Consider the following 7695-nt stretch of genomic DNA (forward strand, 5'->3'; position numbering starts at 1 on the left):
TGTCACCGCTCCCCGTCGGGCTCGTGCCCCTCGCCGACGAACGGGACGATCAGCCGGGTGCGCTGGTCGTGCCGGTCGATCAGCAGCGCCCGGTCGGGGCGGGGCGTGTAGGCCAGGTCGTGCGCTCCGAGGTGCAGGGCCAGTTCGGCGCCGGGCACATTGAGCGCGATCAGGCAGGCGACGTCGTCGCGGTTCTGGGTGCCGCCGAGGTCGTCGGCGAGTCGGCGCAGCCCTCGCCACCAGCCGAGCAGGTGCACCCCGTGCCCGGGGCCCTGGCGCAGGACGGTACGCAGGTCGTCCAGGCCAGAGCGGAAGGTGCCGGGGTCGGTGGCCCCGAGGACGGGCGCGGCGGCGTCCATGCCGAACACCACAAGGTATTCGCGGCCGGTGGGCTCGGCGGCCAGCGCGGCGATCCGGTCGCGCAGCCCTGCCGCGTCGAGCCGCTGCACCGGGTGGCCGGCGGCCCGCAGCAGCGTTTCGGTGTCGTCGGCGACCGGGTCGGCGACGTCGACAAGGCAGGCCAGTTGGAAGCGGGCGTCGCCGGGGGTGTGCTGGCGGGCCAGGCTGAGCGTAGCGGCCCGCAGCACGTCCGCGCCGGTCGGTGCGGTGCCCACCACGGCGAGGTGCCGGCCGGGGGTGGTGTCCATCAGGAACAGCGCGGTGGTGCCGTGCACGTCGACGGTTCGGCCGACCAGGGCCATCGGCCGTCGACCACCGGGGCGCAACCCGGTGAACGTGCTGTCGTCCTCGATCCGCGCGGCTTCGTACCCCTTGAAGACCGCCGGTGCCCGCGAGCCCGGCGGGCGGGCCTGCCACAGGTCGTGGCGCAACGCGGCGAGGTCCGCCGCGGCGGCGTGCGCGTCGGGGAAGCGCAGCACGGTGTCGGCGCCGACCGCGCCGGCGGCGGTGTTGACAACGGCGGAGCCGATCGGCAGGGCCGCGGCGGCGTCGTTGAGCTGGTCGAGCACCCCACTGCCGCCGGGCAGCGCCACCCGCAACGCGAACTGCCCGAAGATCGCCTCGGCCCGCCCGTAGAGGGCTTCGATGCCGGTCATGCTCTGGCTGGCGAGCACCAGGTGGATGCCGTACGAGCGACCCTTGCGGGCCAACTCCTCCAGCAGGTCGACCGACTCGCGGGCCAGCGCGTCGTTGCCGGCGAGCAGCACGTGGAACTCGTCGATGACCGTCACGATGCGCGGCAGCGGATTGTCAGGGGGCAGGTCGGCGAGCTTGGTGACGCCGTGCCGTTTGAGTGCGGTGGCCCGGCGCTGCGCCTCCCGGCGCAGCTCGCGCAGCACGGCGAGACCGTACTCGCGGTCGGATTCGATGCCGACGGCGCGGGCGTGCGGCAGCCAGGACGGATCCCGGCCGGTGGGCACGAACTCGGTGAAGCTCACGCCCTCCTTGAAGTCGAGCAGGTAGAGCTGCAACTCGGCCGGCGAGTAGCGGGCGGCCAGCCCGTAGAGGACGTCGAGCAGGAACACCGTCTTGCCGGCGCCGGTGCGCCCGCCGACCAGCCAGTGCGGGGTGGCGTCGTCGAACGCGAGCGTCAGCGCGGTGTCGAAGGCGGCACCGCCGCCGGCCCGGCCGATCACCGTACGCAACCCGTTGCCGGCGGACTCGGCCCAGCGCCGTTCGGGCAGCAGGTCGGTGAAGGGCAACGCGTCGGCGCGGCGGGTGGCGGTGCCGAGGTGCTCGGCGAGCACGCGTACCGAGGCCGGCGGCGGGTCGCCGTCGAGCAGGACGGGTACGGCGAGCCCGCTGCCGTCGGCGCTGAACGGGTTGCCGGGCGGGTCGCCGACGTGCGCGTACCCCTGGTTGAGCCGCACCGCTGTGGTGCCGCCCAGCGGCGGCACGGTCTCGCCGGGCAGCCGGGACGGGTGGCCGGCGAGCAGCACGCACACGGCGGCGGCCGGGCCGGCGTGAGTGAGCGCGGCGAGCCGGGCCAGCTCGCGCGGCGGCGGCGCGGCGGTGGCGACCACCACCAACAGGCGACGGGCGACGGGCTGACCGTGCTGGGCGGCACGGGCGTGCTGCTCGGCGGCGTCCAGCAGCGCGGCCACCTCGGCCTCACCGGTGGCCGGCGGGTCGAGCACTCCGGCGTCGAGCAGCGGACGCAGCGGGCCGAAGGTCGCGCCGAGCGCTGCGGTGTCGAGGCCGGCGACACGGACCTGACCGGGCGGCGCGGTGGCGACCAGCCGCAGCACCAGCGCCCGCAGCAGCCCGGCGACCTGCGGGTCCCGGGCGTCGGTGTCCAGGGCCAGGTGGTGACCGCCGCCGAGCGGGACCAGCACCGGAAAACCGCCGTCCGCTGTGGACGCCTCGCCGATCCGCACCGCGGCCGGCTCGTCGGTCAGCGGGGTGACGCCCGGGGCGGGGGTGGCCAGGGCACCGCCGAGGCGGGCGAGGTGGGTCACCAGGTCGTCCGCGCCGACCGGCGCGACGGTGGTCGGTGCCGCCCCCAGTGCGCTGCGGGCGGTCTCCAGATGCGCGCGAGCCGCCCGGTGGGAGTTGACCGCCTGCCCGTACGCCGACGCGAGCCTGCCCACCCTCTGCCCCCAACGCCACGGTCGCCTGGTCCCAGGAACCCTAACGGACACCGGCGGCACCCGGACAGTCCTGCGAGGACGTGTCACGCCGGACCGGTCAGGCGGGGCCGCACGCCGCCGGGCCGGACGAGTCGGCCGCCCCGCAGCGGAACACCTCCACCGGCGCCCTCGCCACGTCGGGCACCTGCTCCACCCGCATCAGGGCCAGCCGCTTGTCGACCGGCTCCCCCGAGTCGGGCGTGAACCGGATCAGCCCGGCCACCCCCGGGTAGCCCTGCCCGGCGTTCTGCCGGAGCACCTCCGCGTGCACGCCCACCGGGTTGACCGAATCCGGCTCCCAGCGTTGCCGGGGGTCGGCGTGGTGCAGCCGGGCGGCGAGGCTCTCCACCGCCCGGACCAGCATCATCGACGCGTCGTAGGCGAGGCTGACCCGCTCCCCGACCTGCTCCTCGGAGCCGGGCCGGCAGCGCGGCGGGTCGAGCAGGTCGTCGGCCTGGATCCAGGACAGGAAGCTGGCCCGGGCGTCGTCGCGCCGGTCCTCGGCGGCCCGCAGCGCCGCGCAGGTGGCCAGGGCCGCCTTGGAGACGTACGTGACGGGCAGGTTGCCGGGCGCGGCGGCGCGCAGCCCCGGGTTGGCCATGTACCGGTTGGCCGAGTCGTCGGCGACGAGGTGTCGGGGCGGGTTGCCGCCGCACTCGCGCAACGCCCGCAGGAAACCGTCGAACTCCGACCATCGGCCCGCGTAGAAGAGCAGCCCGGCGTAGCCGCACTCGTCGGTCAGCCGCTGGCCGGTGCGCCACTCGTCGAGGCGGGTGATCCGGGGGCCGAACTGTTGCCGGAGCCCGTCGACGAGGGTGCCCACGTAGAGGTCCTCGGTGAGCGAACTGCCCTCCAGTGTGGTGTAGAAGACGTGCGCCTCGTTGACCTTCAACACCTGTTTGGCGTACGCGTCGACCAGCTTCACCTGGTCCTTGTTCGGCGCGGAGATCTGGAGGTAGAGCCGGGAGTTGGCGTCCATCTTGTCGGCGGAGAGGGTGGGCGCCAGCACCGGCAGCCCGACCTGGTTCAGCTCGCGCAGCGCCCGGGCGGTGCTGGTGCGGCTCTCCACCAGCCCGACCACCCCGAGCACCGTGGGGTCGTCCCGGGCCAGCTCGGCAAGCATCGCCACCGCCCGGTCGGCGTAGATCATCTGCCGGCCGCCGTTGGCCACCACGATCCGCAGCAACGCGGCGCCGTCGGCGCCGGCCGACTCCTTCAGCAACGCGTACTGGGCGGTGGCCATCCCTTCGAGCTCCTCGCGCTCGGAGACGTACGACTCCTCGTCCGCGCGGGTCCGGTTGCCGGTGAGGGTGCCGAGGTAGACCAGGGTGAGGAAGGGCCGTCGTCGGTCGCTACGCTGCCAGACCTCCTCGGCGGCGCGGTTCTGCGCGAAGATGCGCTCCTGAACTGTGCGCAGCCGGTCCTGGCCGGGGTCGTTGTTGAACACCTGGGCGGCGCTGTCGCTGTAGCCGACACACTCGCCGCTGCCGACCACCTCGACCGATACCTGGCCGGTGAGCGAGGGGTGACAGCCCGGCCCCCACCGGCTGGCCGCCCACAGGCCGAGCACCGCCACCAGCACCAGGCAGAGCGCCGCCGGCAGGAAGCGCCGCGACCACCACGGCGGGTCGGGCGCGGAGAAGGGCCGCAGCCCGCCACGTGACGGTGGGCCGGTGTCGGTCTCGTCGGGACGCAGCGCCACCAGCCAGGTGGCCGGGCGGCGCAGCCGTCGCATCTCCGGCAGCGCCCCGGCCCACTCGTCGTACGCCTCGTCGGCCTCGGTCAACGGGTGCGGTTCGGGCAGGTCCGGTGGGGGTTGCCCACCGGACGCGACGATCAGCAGCGGGTCGTTGCGGCCGGTCTCGGTGCGGACGTCGCCGATCAGGCGGACCAGTTCCCCGCCGACGTTGCCGGGGGCGACGGAATCGATCAGCAGAGCCGGGTATGCGGTGCGCCGCCAGTCCGACGGGCGCCACGGCCGACGCCGGTACGCCTGCCGCAGGTCCTCCAGGAACGCGTGCAGCAGAAGCTTGTTGACCTGGTCGGGTTGCTCCCCGTCGCGCCAGCCCGCGGTGAGGCGCTCGGCGAAGCCGAGGAAGGTGACCGACTGCCGGGGCGCCAGGTACTGCTGGCGCATGAACCAGTTGTAGTGCCGCCCGAGCACCGGCACCCGACCGGAGACGGCAGCCCGGAAGACCACCCCCGGCACGGCGCGACGGACCAGCCAGAGCAGCACCTGCGAGACGATGCTGACCGCGTCGCCGCCGGACGGCAGCGCCTCCGGCGTACGCGGGCCCCTGCGGTCGCGCAGCCGGCGGACCAGGGCCGCGCGGCTGTCGTCGGCGTCGATGCCCAGGCTGAGGCTCTGCTGCATCAGCCAGTCGGCCAGCGGATAGTGCCGGAAGCGCAGTCGGGCGGCGCCGAATGCCTCCAGGGAGAGCTGACGGTGCAGCTCGCGCAGCAGCGCCGGCACGTCCCCGGCGCCGGGCGGCGCGTCGGCGTCCAGCACGGCGTGCGGGACCCGCCGCCGGGGGCCCTGGCCGAGGAAGCGGCGCAGCGGCATCATCAGATCCGCTGTGTCGGAGCGGACCAGCCACAGCAGCGGCAGCCGGCGGTCGCCGCGACGGGGTCGCCGCAGCAGCCGGGCGAGCAGCGCGAACAACTCCAACCCGCCGGCCGGCAGCCGTTCCCGGCCCGCTGTCGACTGCCGTTGGCCGATCAATTCCCGTCTGGGCAACTCCGAGCGTCGCACGTGTCACCTCCGATCAACACAGTGTGACCTTGCGGCGCAAGGCACGCCAGGGGGGCGACGACCGACGATGGGTGTGGCGGGCCGGCGACGTTCACAGTTGTCGATTAGGTTGACCTGGCGAACACCCGATGGAGGGAGTCCACCCCGTGCGACGAGTCCTCACGGCGGCCACCACCGCCCTGACCCTCACCACCGCCGGCACCATGCTCGCCGGCACCCCCGGCCAGGCCGCCCCGACGGGCTGGGGCCGTCCGGTCGTCTCCGCGGCGCCGCAACCCGGCGCGCCCGGAGTGGGCGACAGCTACTTCCCCGACTACGGCAACGGGGGCTACGACGTCGAGCACTACGACGTCCGGCTGCGCTACGAACCGGCCAGTGACCTGCTCACCGGCACCACCACCATCCTCGCCACCGCCACTGCGGACCTTTCGACGTTCAATCTGGACTTCCTGCTCGACGTCGAGTCGGTCCGGGTCAACGGTTGGGCGGCGAGCACCAGCACCGCCGGGGTGCACGAGTTGGTGGTCACCCCGGCCCGCACGGTGACCCGGGGCCAGCAGCTCACCATCGTCGTGCGCTACTCCGGTGTCCCGTCGGAGGCCCTGGTCAACGGCTACACCGGCTGGACGCGTACCGACGACGGCGCCCTCGCCGTCAACGAGCCCGAGTCGGCGTGGTGGTGGTTCCCGAGCAACGACCACCCGCTGGACAAGGCCACCTACGACATCTCGGTGTCGGTGCCCACCGGCGTCGAGGTGATCAGCAACGGCGTGCAGCCGAGGCCGCCGCTGGCCGAGGCCGGCAACCGCACCCGGTGGATCTGGCGGACCACCTCCCCCACCGCCACCTACCTGGCCTTCATGGCCATCGGCCAGTACGACATCGTCACCGACACCACCCCGAGCGGCCAGCCGGTGATCAACGCGTACAGCACCTCGCTGGGCGCACTCGGGCCGGCCGCGCGGGCCAGCATCGAGCGGACCGCCGAGATCGTCGACTGGGAGAGCGGGATCTTCGGCCCGTACCCCTTCGAGGCGCAGGGCGGCGTGGCCGGGCCGATCGACGGCATCAGCTTCGCGCTGGAGACCCAGACCCGACCGGTGTACGGGCCGGGCTTCTGGCGACGCGGCGCCAACACCTACGTGGTGACGCACGAACTGGCCCACCAGTGGTTCGGCGACTCGGTCTCGGTGGCCGACTGGCGCAACATCTGGCTCAACGAGGGCTTCGCCTCGTACGCCGAGTGGCTCTGGTCGGAGGAGCAGGGCGAGGGCACCGCACAGGAGGTCTTCGACTTCACCTACGCCAGCTACCCGGCCGACGACGGGTTCTGGCAGGTGCTGCCCGGCGACCCGGGTGCCGCTCGGGTCTTCGACAACGCCGTCTACGACCGGGGTGCGATGACCCTGCACCAGCTGCGGCTGGCCGTCGGCGACGACGCGTTCTTCGAGATCCTGCCGACCTGGACCGCCGAGCGCCGGTACGGCAACGGCACCATCGAGCAGTTCCAGGCCCTGGCCGAGCGGATCTCCGGACTGGACCTGGACGACCTGTTCACCACCTGGCTGTTCACCGCCGGCCGGCCCGAGGTGGCCAGCGCCGCCCGCAAGGCGGCACCGCCGATCGAGCCCAAGTCCTGGGCCAAGATCCGCGAGTCGCACCACCTGATGTCGCACTGACCGCACCAACCCGGCCCCCGCCCAGGTCGATCATGGAGTTGTGGTGCCTCGCGTATCCGGCACTGGTGAGCATTCCGCCCACCACAACTCCATGATCGACGGGGCAGGGGTGCAGCAGCCCCGTCCGACGAAGGCGTGACGGCGTGCGGGTGGAGTTTTACGGGGTCAGGGCCAGCCGGGCGTTTGTCGCCTCGGCCGTGCTCGCCTCGACGGCGCGGATGTGCCGGTACGCGAACCAGAGCGGCGGGAACGCCCCGACCGCGAAGGACAGGTCGACGAGCGTCCAGAACCAGGGTTGCCCTGTCCCGGAAGCGGGCCGCCGAGGGTGACCGCTGTCTCAGCGGTTCGTCACCGGCCCGGCGGTGACCAACTCCCGGAGCCGGACCCCGCCCGACCGCACCGCACCGGCTTCGGCGGGCACGATGACGCAGACCGCGCCGGTGGGCCGGACGATGCGGGCGGCCCGGAACGCCGCTCGTCGTACCGGATGGCGGGGTCGCGGAACGACAAGCGCGAGGGTCTCCGCGCGGCCGCGCTGCCGGTCCAGGGCGACGCCCGCCGCCGTCGTGGCGATCGCCGCGGCGGCTCCGGCGAGGACCAGCGTCTGCCGGGGCCCGGCGTGTTCGGCGAGCCAGCCGAGCAGCGGGGCGCCGACCGCGGCGGAGACCGAGCCGGT

At 73.8% G+C, this 7695-nt stretch carries 3 protein-coding genes and 1 pseudogene; 1 reads left to right on the forward strand and 3 read right to left on the reverse strand.

Annotation, left to right across the window (positions count from 1 at the left end):
- Positions 1 to 2: 2 nt before the first annotated feature.
- Positions 3 to 2549, reverse strand: a complete 2547-nt coding sequence (locus KBX08_RS27520; protein WP_210786233.1) for an FtsK/SpoIIIE domain-containing protein — start codon at positions 2547 to 2549, stop codon at positions 3 to 5.
- 97 nt (positions 2550 to 2646) lie between these two features.
- A complete protein-coding gene (locus KBX08_RS27525) occupies positions 2647 to 5340 on the reverse strand; it encodes a hypothetical protein (protein ID WP_238690659.1) in 2694 nt (897 codons plus the stop codon).
- A 146-nt stretch (positions 5341 to 5486) separates the two neighbouring features.
- Between KBX08_RS27525 and KBX08_RS27530 the strand changes: the two genes are divergently transcribed.
- A complete protein-coding gene (locus KBX08_RS27530) occupies positions 5487 to 7019 on the forward strand; it encodes a M1 family metallopeptidase (protein WP_210786234.1) in 1533 nt (510 codons plus the stop codon).
- Positions 7020 to 7356: 337 nt separating this feature from the next.
- Here KBX08_RS27530 and KBX08_RS27535 read toward each other — a convergent pair.
- A pseudogene (locus KBX08_RS27535) lies at positions 7357 to 7695 on the reverse strand (MFS transporter); the annotation flags it as partial.

Source organism: Micromonospora sp. H61, assembly GCF_018070325.1.
Lineage (GTDB): Bacteria > Actinomycetota > Actinomycetes > Mycobacteriales > Micromonosporaceae > Micromonospora > Micromonospora salmantinae.